At 56.5% G+C, this 21,133-nt stretch carries 17 protein-coding genes; 7 read left to right on the top strand and 10 right to left on the bottom strand.

Annotation, left to right across the window (positions count from 1 at the left end; all coding sequences use genetic code 11):
* The first annotated feature begins 71 nt into the window (after positions 1-71).
* The 3 genes from cdd to IM314_RS16385 all read left to right on the top strand — a co-directional run bounded on the left by cdd (position 72) and on the right by IM314_RS16385 (position 3,312).
* Positions 72-956, top strand: a complete 885-nt coding sequence (cdd, locus tag IM314_RS16395) for a cytidine deaminase (protein WP_048958063.1) — start codon at positions 72-74, stop codon at positions 954-956.
* A gap of 126 nt (positions 957-1,082) precedes the next feature.
* Positions 1,083-1,802: an outer membrane permeability protein SanA gene (gene sanA / locus IM314_RS16390; RefSeq protein WP_045629865.1), complete on the top strand. Its 720-nt coding sequence runs from the start codon at positions 1,083-1,085 to the stop codon at positions 1,800-1,802.
* Between the two features lie 121 nt (positions 1,803-1,923).
* On the top strand, positions 1,924-3,312 hold the full coding sequence (locus IM314_RS16385; protein ID WP_048958071.1) for a glutamine synthetase family protein: 1,389 nt from the start codon (positions 1,924-1,926) through the stop codon (positions 3,310-3,312).
* Positions 3,313-3,361: 49 nt separating this feature from the next.
* Here the strand turns inward: IM314_RS16385 and mglC are convergent, their stop codons facing one another.
* From mglC to IM314_RS16350, 7 genes are all read right to left on the bottom strand, one after another.
* Entirely contained in the window at positions 3,362-4,372 is a 1,011-nt protein-coding gene (gene mglC, locus IM314_RS16380; protein ID WP_013097952.1) for a galactose/methyl galactoside ABC transporter permease MglC, read from the bottom strand.
* A gap of 15 nt (positions 4,373-4,387) precedes the next feature.
* Positions 4,388-5,908 carry a galactose/methyl galactoside ABC transporter ATP-binding protein MglA gene (gene mglA, locus IM314_RS16375; protein WP_028013859.1) on the bottom strand — a complete coding sequence of 507 codons (1,521 nt, stop codon included), beginning with the start codon at positions 5,906-5,908 and terminating at the stop codon, positions 4,388-4,390.
* 79 nt (positions 5,909-5,987) lie between these two features.
* Positions 5,988-6,986 carry a galactose/glucose ABC transporter substrate-binding protein MglB gene (gene mglB / locus IM314_RS16370; RefSeq protein ID WP_008500923.1) on the bottom strand — a complete coding sequence of 333 codons (999 nt, stop codon included), beginning with the start codon at positions 6,984-6,986 and terminating at the stop codon, positions 5,988-5,990.
* A 294-nt stretch (positions 6,987-7,280) separates the two neighbouring features.
* On the bottom strand, positions 7,281-8,303 hold the full coding sequence (galS, locus tag IM314_RS16365; protein WP_041909015.1) for an HTH-type transcriptional regulator GalS: 1,023 nt from the start codon (positions 8,301-8,303) through the stop codon (positions 7,281-7,283).
* 155 nt (positions 8,304-8,458) lie between these two features.
* Positions 8,459-9,616: a DUF418 domain-containing protein YeiB gene (yeiB, locus tag IM314_RS16360; protein ID WP_045259731.1), complete on the bottom strand. Its 1,158-nt coding sequence runs from the start codon at positions 9,614-9,616 to the stop codon at positions 8,459-8,461.
* An 18-nt stretch (positions 9,617-9,634) separates the two neighbouring features.
* On the bottom strand, positions 9,635-10,303 hold the full coding sequence (gene folE / locus IM314_RS16355) for a GTP cyclohydrolase I FolE (protein ID WP_023330924.1): 669 nt from the start codon (positions 10,301-10,303) through the stop codon (positions 9,635-9,637).
* A gap of 102 nt (positions 10,304-10,405) precedes the next feature.
* Complete coding sequence (locus tag IM314_RS16350) at positions 10,406-11,554, bottom strand: YbfB/YjiJ family MFS transporter (protein WP_193358811.1); 1,149 nt, start codon at positions 11,552-11,554, stop codon at positions 10,406-10,408.
* A 138-nt stretch (positions 11,555-11,692) separates the two neighbouring features.
* Between IM314_RS16350 and fghA the strand changes: the two genes are divergently transcribed.
* Positions 11,693-12,520: an S-formylglutathione hydrolase gene (fghA, locus tag IM314_RS16345; RefSeq protein ID WP_153656590.1), complete on the top strand. Its 828-nt coding sequence runs from the start codon at positions 11,693-11,695 to the stop codon at positions 12,518-12,520.
* A 268-nt stretch (positions 12,521-12,788) separates the two neighbouring features.
* Entirely contained in the window at positions 12,789-14,774 is a 1,986-nt protein-coding gene (locus tag IM314_RS16340; protein ID WP_193358812.1) for a ligand-gated channel protein, read from the top strand.
* A gap of 54 nt (positions 14,775-14,828) precedes the next feature.
* Here IM314_RS16340 and IM314_RS16335 read toward each other — a convergent pair whose 3' ends face one another.
* Positions 14,829-16,298: an amino acid permease gene (locus IM314_RS16335; protein ID WP_028013865.1), complete on the bottom strand. Its 1,470-nt coding sequence runs from the start codon at positions 16,296-16,298 to the stop codon at positions 14,829-14,831.
* Positions 16,299-16,456: 158 nt separating this feature from the next.
* On the bottom strand, positions 16,457-17,323 hold the full coding sequence (gene yieE / locus IM314_RS16330) for a DNA-binding transcriptional regulator YeiE (protein ID WP_193358813.1): 867 nt from the start codon (positions 17,321-17,323) through the stop codon (positions 16,457-16,459).
* Positions 17,324-17,420: 97 nt separating this feature from the next.
* On the opposite strand from yieE, the gene IM314_RS16325 reads away from it, so the two are divergent.
* Together IM314_RS16325 and nfo are read left to right on the top strand one after the other, a co-directional pair.
* Complete coding sequence (locus IM314_RS16325; protein ID WP_028013867.1) at positions 17,421-18,467, top strand: YeiH family protein; 1,047 nt, start codon at positions 17,421-17,423, stop codon at positions 18,465-18,467.
* 64 nt (positions 18,468-18,531) lie between these two features.
* The gene (gene nfo / locus IM314_RS16320) at positions 18,532-19,389 is read left to right on the top strand and encodes a deoxyribonuclease IV (protein WP_041909003.1); all 858 of its coding nucleotides are present in this window, start codon (positions 18,532-18,534) and stop codon (positions 19,387-19,389) included.
* Positions 19,390-19,435: 46 nt separating this feature from the next.
* Here nfo and fruA read toward each other — a convergent pair whose 3' ends face one another.
* On the bottom strand, positions 19,436-21,121 hold the full coding sequence (gene fruA, locus IM314_RS16315) for a PTS fructose transporter subunit IIBC (RefSeq protein WP_028013869.1): 1,686 nt from the start codon (positions 21,119-21,121) through the stop codon (positions 19,436-19,438).
* Positions 21,122-21,133 lie beyond the last annotated feature (12 nt).

Below are 21,133 nucleotides of genomic sequence, written 5' to 3'. Positions count from 1 at the left end.
ATTTGGATCACATATAAAGGCCTTGCGGCTCCGTAAACTACCGATCCATTAACCTTTATGAGGCAAACGCCATGCACCCACGTTTTCAAGCTGCCTTCGCTCAGCTTGCAGAGAATTTGCAGTCAGCCCTGGCTCCCGTTCTGGCAGATGCACATTTCCCCGCCCTGCTGACGGCGGAGCAGGTCACGGTGCTTAAACAGGCAACCGGGCTGGATGAAGACGCGCTGGCTTTCGCACTGCTGCCCCTGGCTGCCGCCTGCGCCCGGGCCGATCTTTCCCACTTCAACGTCGGCGCCATCGCGCGCGGCGTCAGCGGAACCTGGTACTTCGGCGGGAACATGGAGTTCCTCGGCGCAACCATGCAGCAGACCGTTCACGCCGAGCAGAGCGCCATCAGCCACGCCTGGCTGCGCGGTGAGAAAGCCCTGAGCGCCATCACCGTAAACTACACTCCGTGCGGCCACTGCCGCCAGTTTATGAACGAGCTGAACAGCGGGCTGCAGCTGCGCATTAACCTGCCGGGCCGCGCGCCGCACACGCTGGGGGACTACCTGCCTGACGCCTTCGGCCCGAAAGATCTTGAGATTAAAACGCTGCTGATGGACGAGCAGGATCACGGTTTCGCCCTGTCCGGCGATGACCTGAACCAGGCGGCCATACGCGCGGCGAACAAGAGCCACACCCCGTACAGCAAGTCCCCGAGCGGCGTGGCACTGCAGTGCCGCGATGGCCGTATCTTCACCGGCAGCTATGCGGAAAACGCCGCGTTTAACCCAACGCTGCCGCCGCTGCAGGGCGCACTCAACCTGCTGAGCCTGAACGGCTACGATTATCCGGACATTCAGCGTGCCGTTCTGGCCGAAAAGGCCGATGCGCCGCTGATTCAGTGGGATGCCACCGCCGCAACGCTCAAGGCGTTAGGCTGCACGACAATCGACCGCGTCCTGCTGGCGTAAACCTTCCGGCGGACAGAAATGTCCGCCACGTTGCTGAAAAACCCCTCAGTTGAGTCGCTGTTTCTTGCGCTAACCAGGCGGGTAAAGTAGCCTGAGTTAAATTTCATCCACGAACGAGCCATCTTCATGTTAAAGCGCGTTTTTTACAGCCTGTTTGTCCTGGTCGGCATACTGCTGTTTATCGTGCTGGGTCTCGACCGCTGGATGAGCTGGAAAACGGCTCCCTACATCTTTGATGACCTGCAGGACCTGCCCTATCGTCAGGTGGGCGTGGTGCTCGGCACCGCCAAGTATTACCGCACAGGGGTGATCAACCAGTATTACCGCTACCGCATTCAGGGCGCGCTGAACGCCTACAACAGCGGCAAGGTGAACTACCTGCTGCTGAGCGGTGATAACGCGCTGCAAAGCTATAACGAGCCGGTGACGATGCGGAAGGATTTGATTGCCGCAGGCGTCGATCCGGCCGATATCGTGCTCGACTACGCCGGGTTCCGCACCCTGGACTCCATCGTGCGCACGCGCAAAGTCTTCGATACCAACGACTTTATCATCATCACCCAGCGCTTCCACTGCGAGCGCGCGCTGTTTATCGCCCTGCATATGGGCATTCAGGCGCAGTGCTATGCGGTGCCGTCGCCAAAAGATATGCTGAGCGTGCGCGTCCGCGAGTTTGGCGCCCGCTTTGGCGCCCTGGCCGATCTGTATATCTTCAAACGCGAACCGCGCTTTTTAGGCCCTCTGGTGCCGATTCCGGCAATGCATGAAGTGCCGGAAGACGCGCAGGGTTACCCGGCGGTGACGCCGGAGCAGCTGCTGGATATGCAGAAAAAAGAGAAAAAATAGGCCTGCCTTTATACTTTCTTTACGCCGGTACTGACGCTTTTTATCCGCCCTTTACGCCAGCTCTTTTAACCTGAGTTCACTGCCGCTACGGCTTCATTGAAGAATGACTATGAACTCGATAATGAATGCGTTTTTCCTCAAAAGTCTTCGCCCGTATTTTAACTTCCCCGGATTATCACTCCCCGGCGCACTTAATTCTGGTCTCTGGCTGGATGAAAAAATTGACGCCCTGCAGCACAATATTGCCGTGGAAGTGGCCGACTATCTGGAACGCTACCCGCAGACGAAACACGTTGACGTTTACCTGAACGATATCAACGGCACGATGCGCGGCAAGCGCCTCACGGTGGAGAGCATGCTGAGTCTGGAAAAAGGCTGTTATTTTCCGCTTTCCGTCTACTCCATGGATCAGAAGGGAAAAATCGCCGCCCCGCTTTATGATGAACCCGACCGGCTGTGCGTCCCGGTCGCCGGTTCTCTGCGTCCCTGTCCGCAGGATCCGGAGCATACCGCGCAGATCCTGCTGACGATGAAGGATAGCGACGGTAACCCCTGCCCGCTTGAGCCACGCGCGATACTGCAGAACGTCGTGGCCCGCTTCCACCAGCACGGCCTTTTCCCGGTCATTGCCCCGGAAATAGAGTTTTACCTGACGGGACAGGGCGATCGCGATCCGCAAAATCAGGGCTGTTTTCACATGGACACCTCGTCGGCGCACGCGGCGCTTTTTGACGAGCTGGAACAGCTGGCGCACCTTCAGCGCATCCCGCTGTCAGGGGTGGTAGCGGAAGCCGAGTCCGGACAGTACGAATTAAACCTGAAGCACAGCCAGCGCGTCGTAGAGGTCTGTGATAACGTGCTGGCCCTGCGCCGCCTGACCCGCTATGTCGCTGAAAAGCACGGTCTTCAGGCTAACTTTATGGCTAAGCCCTTCAGCCAGCTCTCCGGCAGCGGTTTGCACATCCATTTCAGCCTGAACAACAGCCGTGGCGAGAACGTTTTTGCCTCGCCGGTGAACGCGCTGAGCAGCATGATGCGCTTGTGCATCGCGGGCCAGCTGGCGCTGATGCCCGCCTCCGTCGCCATTCTAGCGCCGGGGGTCAACGCGTTTCGTCGCCTGCGAAAAAACCTGACGGAACCCGTCTTTAACTCGTGGGGCTATAACACCCGCTCCGCTGCCCTGCGCATTCCCTGCTCGGAAGAGAGCAACCGTCGTATCGAGTACCGACTGGCCGGAGCCGATGCGAATCCCTATCTGGTGGCGGCCACAATCCTGACCGGCATGCTGTACGGGCTGGAACATATCGACGAGGGGGAACTCCCGGAACCGCAGCAGGACCAACCGGAACTCCCGCTGTTCCAGCAGGAGGCAATTGAGGCCTTCGCCCGCTGTCAGTATCTCACCGACAGCCTGGGCGACGCCTTTTCCGAACAGTGGGTCGCCTGCAAGCTTTCTGAACTCGAGTGGTTTGAGCGCATTGTGACGCAAGAAGAGTCCCATCTGGCATAGGCCATAAAAAAGCCCGCTCGGTGAGCGGGCCGGGTATGGCGAGTGACGATTACTTCTTACGGGCGTACTTCAATGAATCCAGCGCCACCGCGAAGATGATGATGGCGCCCTTGATGATGTACTGCCAGTACGGGTTCACGCCGATGTAGGTCAAACCGTAGTTGATGACGGTAAAGATGATCACACCGGTGACCACGCCGAGCACGGTACCCACCCCGCCGCTGAAGGAGACGCCGCCGACCACGCAGGCCGCAATCGCATCCAGCTCGTACATGAAGCCAAGGTTGTTCGTTGCGGAGCCGATACGGCCTGCTTCCAGCATCCCGCCGAAGGCGTAGAACACACCGGACAGCGCGTAAATCATCAGCAGGTTCAGGGCAACGTTTACCCCGGACACTTTCGCCGCTTCCGGGTTACCACCGATAGCGAAGATGTTTTTACCGAAGCGCGTTTTGTTCCACAGGATCCAGACGAACGCCACCGCAATCAGCGCATAGAAGGTAATGTACGACAGGCGGAAGCTGCCCAGCGCGATAAACCCCTGCGTGAAGGTGGAGAAGCCGCTGTCAAAGCCCGAAATCGGCGACGCGCCCACAAAGTCGTAGTACAGGGAGTTGATACCGTAAACGATGATCATCGTACCCAGCGTGGTGATAAATGGCGTCACGTTCAGGTAAGCGATGATAATACCGTTGATCAGACCAATCACCGCCCCGATGGCGCAGACAATCAGGATCACCACGAAAATCGGCATGGTCGCCATCTCCGGGAACACCTTGTTGGCGTTTTCCATCGACTGCAGCAGGGTTGCCGCAATAACCGCCGCCAGGCCGACCTGACGACCGGCAGACAGGTCCGTCCCCTGGGTGACGATAAGGCCCGCCACGCCCAGCGCAATGATGATACGCACGGAGGATTGGGTCAGAATATTACTCAGGTTCAGCAGGCTTAAGAACGTAGGGTCCTGGAAAATAATAATGGCCAGCAGGACTAAAAGAACAACGTAAATACCGCCTTCTTTCAGGTAAGTGAGAAAACTTTTTTTATTTAACGCACTCATGAGGAGCCCCTGATCTTAAAGGTGCAAAGACGCAAGACGCAAAATTTCGTTTTGCGTTGTCGTTTTGGTGTCAACAATACCGGCAACGAGACCATTGCTCATAACCAGAATACGGTCCGTGATCCCTAACAGTTCCGGCATTTCGGAAGAAATAATAATGATCCCTTTATTCTTTTTCGCCAGCTCGGCAATCAGCTGATAAATTTCAAACTTCGCGCCGACGTCAATACCGCGGGTCGGTTCATCCAGCATCAGAATTTCTGGCTGGGTTAATAACCAACGGCCAATAATAACTTTTTGCTGGTTACCACCGGAAAGCGAACCGATTTGGGTACGGTGGCCAGGCGTTTTCACGCGCATGGAGTCAATTACCCACTGGGTATCGCTCTTCATGCGGGAGTTATCCAGCAGCCCGACTTTATTTTTGTAATTGCGAATATTAGAGATTAACGAGTTAAAGTTAATATCCAGATAAGCATAAATACCGGTCGAACGACGTTCTTCCGTCACCAGCGCAAAACCGTTATTAATGGCTTCGTTGGCATTATGGTTGTTAATTTTCTTCCCGTGCAGCGTGATGGTGCCGTCGGCCTTCTCGCGGATGCCAAACAGGGTTTCCACGATGTCGGTACGCTTTGCCCCTACCAGGCCAGCAATGCCAAGAATTTCGCCTTTGTGAAGGTCGAAAGAAACATCGCGGATGGACGGCTGGCGCAGCGAGGTCAGATTGCGCACTTCCAGGATTACTTCACCTGGCTTGTTCTCTTTGTCCGGGAAGCGCTGGTTCAGGGAACGGCCGACCATCATGGCGATGATCTTGTCCATGTCCAGCCCTTCAAGCGGCTGCGTGGCAATCCACTGGCCGTCGCGCAGGATGGTAATTTCATCGCACAGTTGGAAGATCTCTTCCATTTTGTGCGAGATGTACACAATGCCGCAGCCGCGTTCTTTCAGCTTACGAATAATGGTAAAAAGGTGATTAACCTCTTTTTCCGTTAATGACGAGGTGGGTTCATCCATAATGACGATTTTCGCATCATAGGAGAACGCTTTGGCAATTTCGATCATCTGCATCTGGGAAACGGATAATGTCCCCACGCGGGCGCGCGGATCGATATCAATATCCAGCTCATCGAAAATCGCTTTGGTGTCGCGATACATTTTGTCCTGATCGACAAACACACCTTTGGTTGGGTAACGTCCCAACCACATGTTATCCATTACCGAGCGTTGCAGTACCAGGTTTAATTCCTGGTGAACCATCGAGATACCGTTTTCCAGCGCTTCTTTCGCTGAATGGAAATCGATCTCTTTCCCCTGAAAAAGAATGCTGCCAGAATCTTTTTGATAGATCCCAAAAAGACATTTTAATAACGTTGATTTACCCGCACCGTTCTCCCCCATTAATGCATGAATAGAGTGAGGACGGACTTTTAAATTAACATTATCGAGTGCCTTAACACCGGGGAAGGACTTGTTGACGCCTGTCATTTCCAACAAGTATTCACCGGACGACTGAGTAGTTGTGCTGACCATAATTATACCTTGTTGGCCTCGCATATCGCGTTATAAAAGGGCGCAACGAATTGCGCCCAGTGAAGACAAAACGAAGATCTTATTTACCGATAAACTCAGCCAGGTTGGACTGGTCTACGCCCACGTAAGGCACGCGAACGATTTTGTTGTCAATTTTCCAGTTGGTGCCATCCGCCGCGCCTTTACCGTCGGCGAGGTTTTTCGCCAGATCGAAGGTCGCTTTCGCCTGGTTATTGGCATCGTTCAGAACGGTACCGGCCATCGCGCCAGATTTAACCAGCGCCAGCGCTTCCGGCAGGGCATCCACGCCAAATACCGGGATGGACGATTTATTGTGGGCTTTCAGCGCTTCAACCGCACCCATTGCCATCGCATCGTTGTTGGCAATGACCACTTCGATTTTGTTCGCGTTCGGGCCAGACAGCCACGCGTCCATCTTATCTTTCGCCTGAGCGGTGTCCCACATCGCGGTATCTAACGCCAGCTGCTGGGTTTTCAGGCCCTTGTCGTTCAGCTCTTTGATAACATAGGTGGTACGCGCTTCAGCATCCGGGTGGCCAGGTTCGCCTTTCAGCAGCACGAACTGGATCTGACCGTCTTTGTTCAGGTCCCAGTTCGGGTTCGCCGCCCAGTGCTTCGCGATCAGATCGCCCTGAATAATGCCGGACTCTTTAGAGTCAGTACCGACGTAATACGCTTTGTCATAGCTGTCCAGCGCTTTACGGGAAGGTTCTTTGTTGAAGAAGACGATTGGCACGTTCTGGCCGCGCGCTTTCTCAATAACCGTGCCTGCTGCAGCCGGGTCAACCAGGTTGATCGCCAGGGCCTTAACGCCTTTAGCCAGCAGAACGTCGATCTGATCGTTCTGTTTGGACTGGTCGTTCTGGGAGTCATTCATCAGCAGCTGTACGTCTGGCGCTGCTTTCGCATCTTTCTCAATTGCTTTACGCACAACAGACATGAAGTTGTCGTCGTATTTATAGATGGTCACACCAATACGGGTATCCGCAGCGTGCGCTGCTGCACCAAAAAGCATGCTTGCCATTACAGCAGACAGGGTCAACACCTTCTTATTCATGGTATCTCCGGTTTTTTTATGCAGGGTAGTTCTTGTGAATAACGATCGGCAGGCAGGTGTTAATAAAACGTTACTGACAGCCGACGTTCACTTATAAAATTTCTATCTTCCGTGGTCGGTAACGCTCCAGAAATGCGTTTTATTCGTTGTTTGCGGCACATAGGCTATGGTGAAAGCGAATAATCACCGTTACATAGCGTTTCAGCCCCTAAAACGCTGACATCATAGTCAGCGCCTTGTTAAGATACTGTGAATTTACTCACAGATTGAAAACGGTTACATCACCTGGTGTAATCAGTTAGTGATCGGAACCACAATTTGCCGGGCGGCGACGGAATGACGACGCACCAGCGTCGGCATGAAGCAGTGAGTTGCCCCCGGATCCAGCAGCCCAGCCGCTCCCTGCAGCGCCAGCTCGGTCGCCAGTTTTGCCATAGAAGCAATGGGATAGCGCACCGTAGTCAGCTGCGGGTCGGTGTAACGGGCAATCGGAATATCATCGAAACCAATCAATGACAAATGCTGTGGCACCGCAATGCCGTTATCCTTCAGCGCAGTCAGCGCGCCTGCCGCCATGCTATCGTTATAGGCAAACACCGCAGAAAGCTGCAGATTGCGGCCCAGCAGTTCCACCATTGCCGCCTCACCGCCCTGCATATCCGGCGTGCCGGTGCCAATCCAGCTTTCTGATGGCGTAATACCGTGCTCTTTCAGGGCGTTTTGCCACCCCTCACGCCGCAGCTCGTCATCTTCAATGTGATGGCTGGAGGCCAGATAGCCGATCCGCTGATGGCCATTATTGATGAGCATTTTAGTGGCCATCATGGCGCCGCTGACGTTATCCAGCCCGACACAGCGGTGGGCATAGCCCGGGACGATGCGGTTGATTAACACCATGCCCGGGATCTGCTCCATAAACCCGGCCAGCTCTTCATCGCTTAAGGCCTTTGAGTGAACAATCAGGGCGTTGCAGCGCTGGCGGATCAGCACTTCAATGGCATAACGCTCCTTTTCCGCCTCGTGATAGCTGTTGCCAATCAGCACGTATTTCTGATGCTGCTGGGCGACCACATCGACCGCTTTGACCAGCGCACCGAAAAAGGCGTCCGAGACATCCATTACCACCACACCGATGGTATCGCTGACCTGTGTTGCCAGCGCCTGCGCGTTGGCATTTGGCCGGTACCCGAGCTGGGTCACGGCTTTCATTACGGTTTCACGGGTTTCAGGGCTGACCAGCGCGCTGTTGTTCAGCACGCGGGAGACGGTAGCCACAGAAACGCCCGCCAGACGGGCGACGTCACGAATGGTGATCATATTCACCATCCTTCAAAGAATTGCAGCAACTCACAGACACCCCCTGTGTTTAGCAAGGTGGCTATTTTGGCAGCGAGAGAAAGGGGACTACGTGAAGAAGGTCACACTCATGAAAACGCTTACATCCGTTTTGTTAATGATTGTGATCCAGATCGTTATCTGGATGTATTACTCAATGATACCCCTGAAGCATGTGCGGTTAACTGACGCCACACCCACTCCAGCGGTCCCTGGCGGAAATAACGCAGCCAGATGACAGAAAACGCCAGGTTTACTATCCAGACCGGAATAACAAACGCCAGCAGTCCGAGGCGGTCGAATTTCATAAACAGGCCAAAGCGATAGAAAATCGTGGTGCAGATCAGCGTCTGCAGGAGGTAATTACTTAACGCCATCCGCCCAACGCAGGCTACGGCGCTGACGATCCACAGGCGAGAAAGCTGCGGCCAGAAACCATAGATCAGCGCCGCATAGCCGATGGTCTGGAACGGCGCGCTCAATTCACGCGGCGCCTGCAGCAGGAACGCGCACCAGCGGTAATCCCAGTGAAGGTGCCACTGCGCCATTACCGCCGGAAGGTTAATCAGCACGCCCAGCAGGACCAGTCCCGCGCCGGTGCGGCGGTAGTGCCGCAGGCTGAATTCCCCTTTCAGCCAGCCGGTGCGCATCAGTGACGCGCCCATCAGCATCATGCCCGCCAGCTGCCAGCCGTATTGCGCCCCCAGGGCAAGCAGATTGTCGCCCAGCATATCCGCACGGTTGCTTATCGCTTCCGTACCGCCCTTCAGCTTCCAGTACTGCTCGTACTGGAGGTTAGCGGCGTCCGGGATCCAGGAACGGTTTGTCGCGTCACCGGAGATCAGCCCCAGCAAAAGCAGGACGCCGAGTCCCATGAGATAGAGCATCACGCCGGTGTTAAACAGGCTTTTCACGCTGTGCGCGTCGCGAATCAGCCGCCAGCAGATCAGCCCGACTAACCCATAAGCGAGAAGAATATCACCATCCCAGAAGAACAGGCCGTGGATAAAGCCGAGAATTGCCAGCAGCGTTAAGCGCGACTGGATCCAGCGCGTGCCGCGTTTGAGCAGAAGCTGCAGGCCCGCGCCAAACAGCAGCGCAAACAGCGTGAGGAATTTAACCTGAGCAAACAGGTCGAGGATCGCCCACGTCCAGGCATCGCTTCGGGTGATGTCGCCGTACCAGGCGGGATTGAGGTAAGCGGCCTTCGGCAGACCGAAGGCGCTGATATTCAGCAGCAGGATACCCAGAATGGCGACGCCGCGAACAAAATCGAGCGTGACGTTTCGCTCCATGGTCCCTGCCCTGTCTGATTAGTTGTGGTGACGCACGGCGCGCAGGAACTCCTGGCGGGTGTTCTGGCTCGATTTAAACAGGCCGCCCAGCGAGGTGGTGGTGGTCGCACTGGTCGCATCACGCACGCCGCGCGCTTTCACGCAGTAGTGCACCGCATCAATAGAGACCGCCACGTTATTGGTACCCAGCAGCGTTTGCAGCGCGATCAGGATCTGCTGCGTCAGACGCTCCTGCACCTGAGGGCGCTGCGCGAAGAATTGCACAATACGGTTGATCTTCGACAGGCCAATCACCGTGTCTTTCGGGATATACGCCACGGTCGCTTTACCGTCGATGGTCACGAAATGGTGCTCGCAGGTGCTGGTCAGGGTGATATCTCGTACCGTCACCATCTCATCCACCTTCATCTTGTTTTCGATGACGGTAATTTTCGGGAAGTTGGCGTAATCCAGTCCGGAGAAAATTTCGTCAACGTACATTTTCGCGATACGCTTGGGCGTCTCCATCAGGCTGTCATCGCTCAGATCGAGATTCAGCAGTTGCATGATCTCGGTCATATGCCCGGAAATCAGACTTTTACGGGTTTCATTGTCCATATCCTGAACGGGCGGACGCAGTGGCGTTTCAAGACCGCGCGCGAGCAGGGCTTCGTGGACCAGGGCAGCTTCTTTACTGAGTGATGACATTTTGTTCTCCTGCAGGTGTGGCGTCTTTCGCCCTCGTTGTGGCAAAAGTATGCGCTCATTGTGCGTGAGGCGACGCACATAATCCAGTATTCACGACGATAATTATTGCAATTGCTGTTGCCTTTCAGCGTGGCGATTCCAGACCAGGGCACCTGCGACAAACAGCGCAACGCCAGCCAGCCCCAGCGCAGGCTCCAGCCGGTGGGTTAGCCAGGTTGATAACGCCGAGGTCACCGGCCCCACCAATTGCCCGATGGCATACCCGGTGGTGAGCAGCCCCGCCATATAGCGCGTGTGGTGTGGCGCCAGCTCGCGGCCGTATAAAAGAGAGAGCTGCACCGCGCAGAGGAACCCGCCTCCCACCAGCAGCCCGCCCGTCAGCAAGCCGCCAATGCCCGGCAGCAGCCAGGCCGCCAGCACGCCCGCGCCCTGTAACCACAGCACGATAGCCAGCCTGCGGTTAGCCGTTGAGGTGTGGCGCAAAAGAATGCTGAGCGCAATCCCCACCACGGCCGCGGCACCAAAAATCGGCCAGACAAACTGGGCAAACAGGCTGCCGGGAAAACGCACCGCCGCCATTTGCGAAAGAAAGGTCGCCGGAAGGATATAGCCAAATCCCGCCAGGCTGTAGCTCCAGACCAGGCGCTTGAGATCCGTCGTCAGTACCAGCGGCTCTGGCGCGCTGCCGGGTCGATGAAGCTGTCCGGAACGCGGCAGATAGCGCGCCACCAGCGCGACCAATACCAGCGCCAGCACGCCGTAGATTTGCCACGCCGCACCGGCCGAAAGGGATTTCGCCTGAATATAGACCGCGAGCAGGCCGCTCAGGGCGATGCCCGCGCCAGGACCGGCAAACACGGCGGCGCTGAGCCCCGGTTTACCCAACTGCCCCAGCCGCTCGTTGCTCCAGGCGGCAATCAGCACCATTGACCAGCCGCTCATGCAGCCAATCACAAAGCGCAGCAGGCCGTGCACAACGGCGTTATCCGCGGCAGCGGAGAGCAGGGTCAACGCAACCGCACCGGTGATGCCAAGCCAGAGTCGCGTTTCAACAAAGCGGTGCGCCCGCATGGCATCCCATGCGCCCACCAGATAGCCCAGATAATTCATCGCCGCCACCAGACCTGCGCTGGTGAGCGTGAGTTGCCCGGCGGCAATCATCAGCGGCACCTGAGGCGTAAAGGCGAAGCGCCCTATCCCCATCGCCACCACCAGAACGACAAACCCACTAAGCGCAATACGCAGCGCCATGACTGCTCCAATTGTTAAAGAAAAGTAAATTTATGATGCAGCATCTCGCCGCTCCGCGAAAGTGAAAGTTGCTCACAGGTAAATGAAAACGCTGTATTATGGCTCTAATGAATAGCTATTCTCATTAAGGAGCCCTGCATGGAACTGCTCGAAGAGCACCGTTGTTTTGAAGGTCGACAGCAGCGCTGGCGGCACGACTCCACCACGCTGAACTGCGCCATGACGTTTAGCATTTTCCTGCCGCCGACGGAAAACCCGCCGGTTCTGTTCTGGCTTTCAGGCCTGACGTGTAATGACGAAAACTTCACTACCAAAGCGGGCGCGCAGCGTATTGCGGCCGAGCTGGGCATTGCGCTGGTGATGCCCGACACCAGCCCGCGCGGCGATGATGTGGCGGACGATGCCGGGTACGACCTGGGCAAAGGTGCCGGATTTTATCTCAACGCCACCGAGCAGCCGTGGGCGAGCCATTACCGCATGTATGACTACATTCGCGACGAGCTGCCTGCGCTGGTACAGTCTCAGTTTGCGGTCAGCGAGCGCTGCGCGATAAGCGGGCATTCGATGGGCGGCCACGGCGCGCTGATCATGGCGCTGAAAAATCCAGGCAAGTACGCCAGCGTGTCGGCATTCGCACCGATTGTGAACCCAACGCAGGTGCCGTGGGGGAAAAAAGCTTTCACGAACTATCTGGGTGACGACAGTCAAAAATGGCAGGAATGGGATAGCTGCGCGCTTATGCTGGCAAGCCGGCCGGAAGATGCGATTCCGATGCTTATCGACCAGGGTGATGCGGATCAGTTCCTCGCCGGACAGTTACAGCCTGCGGTTCTGGCTGAAGCGGCGCGCCAGAAGGACTGGCCGCTGACGCTGCGCATTCAGCCCGGGTATGACCACAGCTATTACTTTATGGCGTCCTTTATCGAGGATCATCTTCGCTTCCATGCGGAGCATCTGTTCAGGTAAGTTCAGCCTTTTTGCCCGGTAGCCTCCTGCATACCGGGCCTTTCCCCTCCCCCTCATTTACATAGTTCTATCCGCTTGAATCCAGGCTGGTTTCCTTTCACCTCCTTCAAACACAAATGATTTCAATTATCATTTGTGTTTACAATTCTACATTCTTTTGTACAATTCCAAGCTCTTCTCCATCTTAAAGAGTTCTTTAAAGACAAAAACATACAGTTCTCAGGGTTATCCCGATGGAGTTTTATTCATTTTTATACGGAATGTACAAATGACAATACCCCGCATTAAGCTCTTGGCCGTCGCCGTTGGCGCTGCCACATTCACCCCTCTCGTTCACGCAGCCGATCAGGACACCGTTGTCGTCACCGCGACGGGTTTTGAACAAAAGATCCAGAATGCCCCCGCCTCCATCTCAGTTATTTCGAAACAGCAGATTGAAGATAAAGCCTACCGTGATGTTACCGATGCCCTGAGAGACGTCCCGGGCGTGGTCGTCACCGGCGGCGGGAGTAGCAGTGATATCAGCATTCGCGGCATGGCATCTCAGTACACCTTGTTCCTCGTGAACGGCAAACGCGTCAGTACGCGAAGCACCCGCCCAAACAGCGACAACTCGGGTATTGAACAAGGCTGGCTGCCGCCGCTGGAGTCCATTGAGCGCATTGAGGTTATCCGCGGCCCGATGTCCTCACTTTACGGCTCTGATGCGATGGGTGGCGTCATCAACGTCATTACCAAAAAAGTCTCAAACACTAAAGCCTGGACCGGTTCGTTGCACGGCGATGTAACCTTCCAGGAAAACCATGATTCCGGCGATATCTTCCAGACCAACGCCTACGCTTCTGGTCCCCTGATTGACGGTCTGCTTGGCGCAAAAGTGACGGGGCTGCTGTCACGCCGCGCCGAAGATAAAATCGTGAACGGGTATAATGAGCAGAAAATGCGTAACGGTGGCATTACCCTGAACTTCACCCCGGATGAGAAGAACGATTTCGACCTCGACTTTGCACGCGAGCTTCAGGACAGAAACAGCACGCCAGGGATGTCGAAAGCGGCTGAAACCTGCCGGGGAACAACCTGCACACCAAATACCAAAAGCGACTCGCGCTATGAGCACACGACCTACTCCTTAACGCACAGCGGGTATTACGACGACTTCAATACCACCAGCTATATCCAGCAGGAAGAGACCAATAATCCAGGTCGCGAAATGCGCTCGTATAACACCACCTTCAACAACCAGAACCAGATTTTCCTCGGCGATCATACGTTGACCCTCGGCGGGCAGTATCGGTATGAGAAACTGCGCGACGAGGGCAATCAGCTGGAAGCTGCGGACGGCCTGAACAAACTGACGCGCTGGAGCTGGGCCCTGTTTGCCGAAGACGAATGGTCAATGACGGAAAGCTTTACGTTAACCGGCGGCCTGCGCATGGACAAAGATCAAAACTACGGGACGAACTGGACGCCGCGCGGTTACGGCGTATGGCACCTGGCCGATCACTGGACGTTGAAAGGCGGGGTTTCGGCTGGCTATCGTGCGCCGGATCTGCGGCAGTCGTCTGCCAGCTGGGGCCAGGTAACGGGTGGCGGCCGTCTTGACGGTATCATCGTTGGCAACCCGGATTTGAAACCAGAGAAGAGCCTGAGCGAAGAGCTCGCCCTGCTCTGGGATAACAACGATAACCTGAATGCCGGCGTGACGCTGTTTAATACCGACTTCAAGGACAAAATTACGGAAGTTCGCCGCTGTAACAGCAGCGCCGATCCCGCCTGTACGATTGGCGATCACAGCTATGATTTTGTGAGCGACCGCGTTAACGTGGACAAAGCCAACATGCGCGGCGTGGAGTCCTCCTTCGGCTGGAAAATCTCGCGCGATGTAAACTGGACCGCAAACTATACCTATACCGAATCTGAGCAGAAGAGCGGTCAGTTCTCAGGCAAGCCGCTGAACAAGATGCCGAAGCACATGTTCAACACCACCCTGGACTGGCAGGCGACACCCGACGTAGGTTTCTGGAGCCGTCTGAACCTTCGCGGTAAAACGTCTGAGTACCTGAGCCGCACGTCAATGTCTCAGGGCACACCGTCCTACACTCAGGTTGATGTCGGTCTGCGCTACAACGCGAACAAAAACCTGCTGGTTACCGCCGGTGTGTATAACGTGCTGGATAAGCAGATTGACTACGATACGTATGACACCGTGCTGGACGGGCGTCGCTATACGGTTGGCATGACCTACAGCTTCTGATCTGCCCATAAAAAAGCCCGCTCGGTTGAGCGGGCTGAAAGAGAGGAAGCGCGGTTATTGTTTAAATCGTTCCGGGAAATCCATCTCACTGTAGCGAACGAAGCGGGTTCCTTTCGTCAGTTTGTAGCCAAACCAGATGATCAGGAACAGCGGAATACCAATGTAGGTCGCCGTGACGGCACCCCAGTCAATGGTGTCCGCAAGGAAGGCCTCATAGTTCTGACCCAGAGTAATGATCAGGCACAGAACGAAGGCGAAAATCGGCCCCAGCGGGAAGAACCCTGAACGGTACGGCAGGTTATTCAGGTCATGACCCTGCATGACGTAGCCGCGACGGAAACGGTAGTGGCTGATGGCAATGCCCAGCCAGGCGATAAAGCCCGTCATCCCGGAGGTGTTAAGCAGCCACAGGTACACCGTCTGGTTGCCGAACATGGAGGTCAGGAAGCACAGGCCGGCAATCACCGTGGTGGCATACAGCGCGTTGCGCGGTACACCGCCGCGGGACAGTTTCGAGAAAATGCGCGGCGCTTTGCCGTCGCAGGCCAGGGTATAAAGCATACGGGTGGAGGCGTACATGCCGGAGTTACCCGCCGACAGCACCGCCGTCAGGATCACCGCATTCATTACCGCCGCCGCTGAGAGCAGGCCCGCGTGCTGGAAGACCAGGGTGAACGGGCTGACGCTGATGTCTTTCACGTCGTTACGCAGCAGGCTTGGATCGGTATACGGAATGATCAGGCTGATAATCAAAATAGCGAACACGTAGAACAGCAGAATACGCCAGAACACCTGACGCACCGCGCGCGGAATGTTCTTCTCCGGGTTTTCGGATTCACCGGCCGCGATACCAATCAGCTCCGTGCCCTGGAAGGAGAAGCCGACAATCATCGCCACGCCAATCATCGCCGAGAAGCCCCCGGCAAACGGCGCATCGCCTATCGTCCAGTTGCTCCAGCCTGCAGGTTCAGCCCCTTTGAAAATACCCACGATCATCGCCACGCCGACGACGATAAAGATGATGACGGTTGCCACTTTGATCAAAGAGAACCAGTATTCCGCTTCGCCAAAGCCGCGCACGGAGATGTAGTTCAGCAGGAAGATGACGGCGAGGAACAGGGCGCTCCAGATCCAGCCCGGCGTGTCCGGGAACCACCAGGTCATCACCAGCTGCGCGGCGACGAGGTCCACGGCGATGGTGACAGCCCAGTTGTACCAGTAGTTCCAGCCCAGCGCGAAGCCGAAGCCTTCCTCAACGTATTTTTGTCCGTAGGTCGAAAACGAACCTGACACCGGCATGTATGCCGCCAGTTCGCCCAGGCTGGTCATCAGGAAATAAACCATCAGGCCAATCAGGATATAAGAGAATAATGCCCCACCCGGGCCGGCTGCCGAAATCGTTGCGCCAGAGGCAACGAAAAGACCTGTACCGATTGAGCCGCCAATGGCGATCATCGTCAGGTGACGCGCCTTGAGTTCACGACGTAGCGTGGGCGCTTCTGTGGTTTTAGTTTCTGAAACCATGTGAAAATGCTGTCCATTTAATAAATGAGGCGCGATTGTAGCAGACGATCTGCGTTCCTTCCGTCAGAAATACCCTGTTATAAGAGAGCTTCATGACGCGTCCAGGATTATAAGTAACGCATTATTTTTCCCTCTCCCCTTTGGGGTGAGGGGCGCTTTTACATCTCGCAGTAGCGCAGAAAACGCTGCAGCGAACTGGACAGGTGTTTCTGACGATGGTGGATGCACCACAGCGTGCGCACCAGTTTTGGCAGCGGAACAGGGATTTCCACCAGCGATCCGGTCTCCAGCTGTTCGGCAATCACCCGCCGGGAAAGACAGCTGATGCCCAGGCCATGACGCACCGCGTGCTTAATCGCCTCTGAGTTTCCCAGCTCCATTCCCAGCTGGAAATGCGGCAGATGCGACAGCAGCAGGTAGTCGACAATCTCACGCGTGCCGGAACCCTGCTCGCGGAGGATCCACTGCGCCTGCGCCAGCCGCTCCAGCGTCACCTCGCCCTGCAATAACGACGAGGCCGGAGACGCAAACACCACCAGCTCATCCTCCAGCCAGGGCTCGGCAATGATATCGACGTTGTGGCAAGGACCTTCGATAAGTCCGATATCCACGCGGAAATCAATCACCGCGTGGATCACGTCCTGGCTGTTACCCACGCTCATCTCCAGCGGCAGGGTCGGGAAATCCCGGCGGTAGCGGGCAATCACTTCCGGCAGGATGTAGTTGCCGATGGTGCTGCTGGCAAAAACGCGGATCGCGCCGTTGTCCTCGCGGAACAGCTGCTCGATTTCAATAGCCTGCTCCAGCAGCGCCAGCGCGCGCGGGTAAAGCAGGCGGCCATGTTCGTTGACCACCAGTCGCTTCCCTACCCTGTCAAACAGCTGGACGCCCAGCTGGCCTTCGAGATCGGTCAACGCCGCGCTGACGGCAGACTGCGAGAGCGCCAGCATTTGTGACGCCTGGGTCGTCGAGCCGCTTTTCAGCACCTCGGCAAACACTTCCAGCTGACGCAATGTAATGTGCATGGTTGCTTACCACTTATAAAGATTGATTATAAATATATAATCAATTTTATTTTTAAGCCAGCGCGCCGTAACCTTTAGCCAGACAAAGGAGAAGGTTATGTCAGAAATCACCTTACAACATCATCGTACAGTGTGGCACTTCGTGCCCGGCCTTGCGCTCAGCGCCGTCGTCACCGGCGTGGCCTTATGGGGCGGCAGTATTCCGGCAGTGGCCGGTGCAGGGTTCAGCGCGTTAACGCTGGCCATTTTGCTCGGCATGGTGGTCGGGAACACCGTTTACCCCCATATCTGGAAATCCTGCGACGGCGGCGTGATTTTCGCCAAGCAGCATTTATTACGTCTCGGGATTATCCTTTACGGCTTCCGTCTCACCTTTTCGCAGATTGCGGACGTGGGCGTCAGCGGGATTGCCATTGACGTCCTGACGCTGACCAGCACCTTTTTACTGGCGTGCTTTATCGGTCAGAAAGTGTTTGGCCTGGATAAGCAAACCAGCTGGTTAATCGGCGCAGGCAGCAGCATCTGCGGCGCGGCGGCAGTGCTGGCGACGGAGCCGGTCGTTAAAGCCGAAGCCAGTAAAGTGACGGTGGCGGTCGCGACGGTGGTTATCTTCGGTACGCTGGCGATCTTCCTGTATCCGGCCATGTACCCGCTGGTGGCGCACTGGTTTAGCCCGGAAACCTACGGCATCTATATTGGCTCAACCATGCACGAAGTGGCGCAGGTGGTGGCGGCAGGTCACGCCATTAACCCGGAAGCGGAAAACGCGGCGGTCATTGCCAAAATGCTGCGCGTGATGATGCTGGCCCCGTTCCTGATTTTCCTCGCGGCCCGTGTTAAACAGCTGGCACCGGCTGGCGGCAGCGAGAAGAGCAAAATCACCATTCCGTGGTTTGCGATCCTGTTCATCGTGGTCGCTATCTTTAACTCCTTCCACCTGCTGCCAAAAGCGGTAGTGGAGATGCTGGTGACGCTGGATACGGTGCTGCTGGCGATGGCGATGGCGGCGCTGGGGGTGACCACGCACGTCAGCGCGCTGAAAAAAGCCGGTGCAAAGCCGCTGCTGATGGCGCTGGTGCTCTTCATCTGGCTGATTGTCGGCGGCGGTGCGATTAACCTCGCCGTGCACAGCCTGATGGCATAAACCATCTCGTCCTTCTCCTGTTAACCCGCTATCATAAGCGTTTCGGGTTAACAGGAGTTTTTTTATGAAATACGTTGGAGCGCACGTCAGCGCTGCAGGTGGCCTGGCGAATGCCGCCATTCGCGCCGCCGAAATTGAGGCGACCGCTTTCGCCCTGTTCACCAAAAACCAGCGCCAGTGGCGCGCCGCGCCGCTCACCGCTGAGGTCATTGACGATTTCAAAGCCGCCTGTGAAAAATACCATTACGGGCCGGGCCAGATCCTTCCCCACGACAGCTATCTGATTAACCTCGGGCATCCGGTGCAGGAAGCGCTGGATAAGTCCCGCGAGGCGTTCCTTGATGAAGTGCAGCGCTGCGAACAGCTCGGACTGACGCTGCTGAACTTCCATCCGGGTAGTCATCTGATGCAGATTGATGAAGATGCTTGTCTGGCGCGCATTGCCGAATCCATCAACATGACGCTGGATAAAACCAAAGGCGTCACCGCAGTGATTGAAAACACGGCTGGTCAGGGCAGCAACCTCGGCTTTAGGTTTGAACATCTGGCGGCAATCATTGACGGCGTGGAAGATAAGTCTCGCGTGGGCGTGTGCATTGATACCTGCCACGCGTTTGCCGCCGGGTATGACCTGCGCACAACCGAGGCCACGAAAAATACTTTCGAGGAGTTCGAGCGCGTTGTTGGCTTTAAATATCTTCGCGGTATGCACCTGAACGATGCGAAAAGCGCGTTCGGCAGCCGCGTTGACCGCCACCACAGCCTGGGAGAAGGCAATATCGGTCACGATGCCTTCCGCTTTATTATGCAGGACGCCCGCTTCGACGGTATTCCGATGGTGCTGGAAACCATCAATCCGGATATCTGGGCGGAAGAGATTGCCTGGCTGAAGGCACAGCAAACCGCAGAACAGGCGGCATAAAAAAAGCCGGGTTGCATTAGCACCCGGCTTTTTTATTGCTTACTGCTTACGCTGCTTTTGCCACAACTTCCGCTTCCGGACGTTTCAGCACCGCGTAAGACAGGCCTGCCACCAGCGTACCGGCAACAATCGCCAGCAGATAACCCAGTACCGGGGTGATGGCGCCAGGGATCAGCAGGACGAACAGACCGCCGTGCGGCGCCATCAGCTTCGCGCCAATCGCCATGGAGATGGCGCCCGTTACCGCGCCGCCGACGATACAGCACGGCAGAACACGCATTGGGTCACGCGCCGCGAACGGAATCGCACCTTCGGTGATGAAGCACAGGCCCAGCACCAGCGCCGCTTTACCGCCTTCCTGCTGCGCTTTGTCGAACTTACGACGGGCAATAATCGTCGCCAGGCCAAGCGCCAGCGGTGGCACCATACCGGCCGCCATGATCGCCGCCATCGGCGCGTAAGTCTGGGTACTCAGCAGGCCAACGCCAAAGGCGTATGCCGCTTTGTTCACCGGGCCACCCATGTCGGTACACATCATGCCGCCGAGGATTGCGCCCAGCAGCACCGCGTTCGCCGTGCCCATGGTTTGCAGCCAGTGGGTCAGGCCCGCCAGGATACCCGCAACCGGCTTACCAATCAGGTAGATCATCGCCAGACCGACCACCAGGCTGGAGATGAGCGGAATGATCAGGATTGGCTTCAGCGCCTCCATACTCTGCGGCAGCTTCAGCTTCGAGCTAATCAGCTTCGCGACGTAACCCGCGAGGAAACCGGCGATGATACCGCCAATAAAGCCGGAGCCGGTGCTCACCGCCAGCATACCGCCGATAAGACCCGGGGTCAGACCCGGACGGTCAGCAATGGAGAAGGCGATAAAGCCCGCCAGCACCGGCACCATCAGCGCGAACGCTGAACCGCCGCCGATCTGCATCAGCGCAGCCGCAAGCGTCCCTTCTTCTTTAAATGCCGTAATACCAAACGCGAACGACAGTGCGATACACAGGCCGCCCGCAACCACCATCGGCAGCATGTAGGACACGCCGGTCAGCAGGTGACGGTATGCGCCCGCAGACTCTTTTTTGCCTTCGGTCGGCGTTTTTGCTGCGCCGGTGGCCTGATACGGTTTGGCTTCTGCCAGGGCCTTATCAAACTCCTGCGCGGTCTTTTTCAGCGCCAGGCCGGTAGAGGTGCGGTACATCGGTTTGCCGGCAAATTTCGCCAGATCCACTTCGATATCTGCCGCCACAATCACCAGATCGGCCTCAGCGACCTCTTCCGGCGTAATGGCATTGCCCGCCCCCACGGAGCCACGGGTTTCAACCTTCACCCACCAGCCGCGTTTTTTCGCTTCGGTTTCAATGGCTTCAGCCGCCATAAAGGTGTGCGCCACGCCCGTCGGGCAGGCCGTGACCGCGACAACGCGTTTCGGACCCGAGGCCGCAGCAGGAGCCGCCGCGACAGGCGCGCTGTAGACGGTCGCGTGACCTTTCGCTTCGCTCAGGAACAGTTCCGGGTGTGCCACCGCGCGATTAATATCGCCCAGCCACACTTTTTTGCCGTTCAGCGCGCTGTCAGCGGGAATTTTATCGCCCAGGACAATCGCCAGTTCGGCATCGCCTGGGTTATCAATGATGTCCAGGTGTGCTTTTTGTGCCGCCGCGCCCAGCAGGGTCTTCGCCATGTAGGCGCGAGCCTGTCCGAGACCGGAGTCAATGATCAGCAGCGTTTTCATTATTCCTCTCCT

Origin of the sequence: Enterobacter cloacae complex sp. P42RS, assembly GCF_014930595.1 — a bacterium.
GTDB lineage: Bacteria > Pseudomonadota > Gammaproteobacteria > Enterobacterales > Enterobacteriaceae > Enterobacter > Enterobacter bugandensis.
This window is presented reverse-complemented; position numbering and strand designations above follow the sequence as displayed.